Origin of the sequence: Peribacillus psychrosaccharolyticus ATCC 23296, from assembly GCF_000305495.1 — a bacterium.
Lineage (GTDB): Bacteria > Bacillota > Bacilli > Bacillales > DSM-1321 > Peribacillus > Peribacillus psychrosaccharolyticus.
The window spans coordinates 1-1,656 of record NZ_AJTN02000099.1 but is presented as its reverse complement, the minus strand read 5'-3'; the positions used below and the strand labels follow the sequence as shown (position 1 = coordinate 1,656).

The window sequence follows — 1,656 nt, the reverse complement described above, 5'->3', positions numbered from 1 at the left end:
ATTATTATTCGTATTATAACGATATAAAACTAACAAAAGCACTATTTCAATCTGTTATTCTATATTATCACGTACAATATGTATATAACGTAAACACAAAAACACAATGATGCCCTCACATTTAATCAATCGATTGATTAAATAATTCTTCATAAAAAAAAGTCCTTCAATAAAAAGGACTTTTCATAGCTCACTGCTTATTTCTTTTTACTTATCGCCTTCCAAAATTCTGCTGCAATCACTTTATATCCAGAATCACTCAAATGAATATTCGTCTTATTTGGAAGATATTTTTTGAAATTCTTAGCAATTGGTTTATCCGTCGCTACAAATGTATCACCATTTTCAATGGCGGCTGACTTAATTTGATTATTAAGTCCTGTTAAAAGCGGCATTAACGCTGCTTGTTGTTCAGCAGGATAATAGGGGAAACAATTATAGTAACCCATTACATATACCTTTACCTTCGGATTAAGACCATCAATTGTTTTAAGTATTTTATTCAGATTAGTAGAAACAGCAACAAGTGCTTCAGGTGCTTTCGAAGGATCCGTATTTATCTTGGCTAGTAAATCATTTGCTCCGATATCAATAGTAATATGGGTAGCACTTTTAATTTCCTTCCTGATTTTTTTGCTTTTCGTAACATCTAACAGAAGACGATCAGATGTATAGCCAGGCACACTGAAATTATCAAAATCAGCTAGTTTATACTTTTTTGCTATAAATGAATCAGCAATGTAATCAACATAGCCATAATCCAAATAGCCATTCGGTGACAGCCCTGCTGCTAAGGAATCCCCTAAAGCTACATATTCAACCTTTACTGGTGCAGGAGCTTTTTTTGCTGAAGCACTAAATGGTACACTGACAACTAGAGATATGGCTAACAGGATACTTGCAGCTTTCTGATTTCGATTCACACTTATTCCCCCTTGGTAAATTTTTAGCGTTCACTAGTTCAAATTCAGTATTTATATTAAAAATCCTTCTTAGGCCTAAAGTAATTTTTTCGACATTCATTTGACAAAGTCATTTTTATTTATTAGAATAATCAAAATACTACTTATACAATAAAAACATATCTCTTATCCAGAGAGGTGGAGGGACTGGCCCGACGAAACCTCAGCAACCACACGTAGTGATGGTGCTAATTCCAGCAAAGCTTAGCTTTGGACGATAAGGGGAGGTGTCTTTTCTTACAAAAGCCCTCTTCTTAGGAAGAGAGTTTTTTTGTATAGAAAAGGAGAGTTGATTGATGAAAAATAATAAAACATTTTTAACCGTGGATGAATATTTAGATCTTTACCTTTTTGCAAAAAATCTTGGTGATATACAATGGCAAAATGAAATAATTGCACAACTAAAAAATCATAATCATAAAACAGATAAAACTTGGGAAATCCAGGCTCTTTGGGAGTCCTTTGAGCGAGTGAATAATAAAATTCTGGCTCTTTACAAAGAGCTGCGAAATGATTCAACCATCTCAGAAGCAATAGGAGAAAAACTCTGGACGTTAAAACAACAGCGTATTGAAATCAGCAGGGAAATCCGTTGTCTGCAAGAGGGTAATACGTTCATAACTAACTAAAAAAAGATGGAGCATCTCGTTTAAAGAGATACTCCATTCTTTTTTTATTACGTTAACCTTCATAG

General features: G+C 33.7%; 2 protein-coding genes and 1 riboswitch. Of the genes, one reads left to right on the top strand and one right to left on the bottom strand.

The window, feature by feature from the left end:
- Positions 1–197 precede the first annotated feature (197 nt).
- Entirely contained in the window at positions 198–923 is a 726-nt protein-coding gene (locus WYK_RS06205; RefSeq protein WP_040373694.1) for a GDSL-type esterase/lipase family protein, read from the bottom strand.
- A gap of 162 nt (positions 924–1,085) precedes the next feature.
- Positions 1,086–1,186, top strand: a riboswitch (SAM riboswitch).
- 72 nt (positions 1,187–1,258) lie between these two features.
- Between WYK_RS06205 and WYK_RS06200 the strand changes: the two genes are divergently transcribed.
- Positions 1,259–1,591 carry a hypothetical protein gene (locus WYK_RS06200; protein ID WP_040373693.1) on the top strand — a complete coding sequence of 111 codons (333 nt, stop codon included), beginning with the start codon at positions 1,259–1,261 and terminating at the stop codon, positions 1,589–1,591.
- Positions 1,592–1,656 lie beyond the last annotated feature (65 nt).

Bases quoted from the DNA above. Each gene is read 5' to 3' on its own strand.
- WYK_RS06200 (WP_040373693.1), top strand. From the start codon at position 1,259: ATGAAAAATAATAAAACATTTTTAACCGTGGATGAATATTTAGATCTT.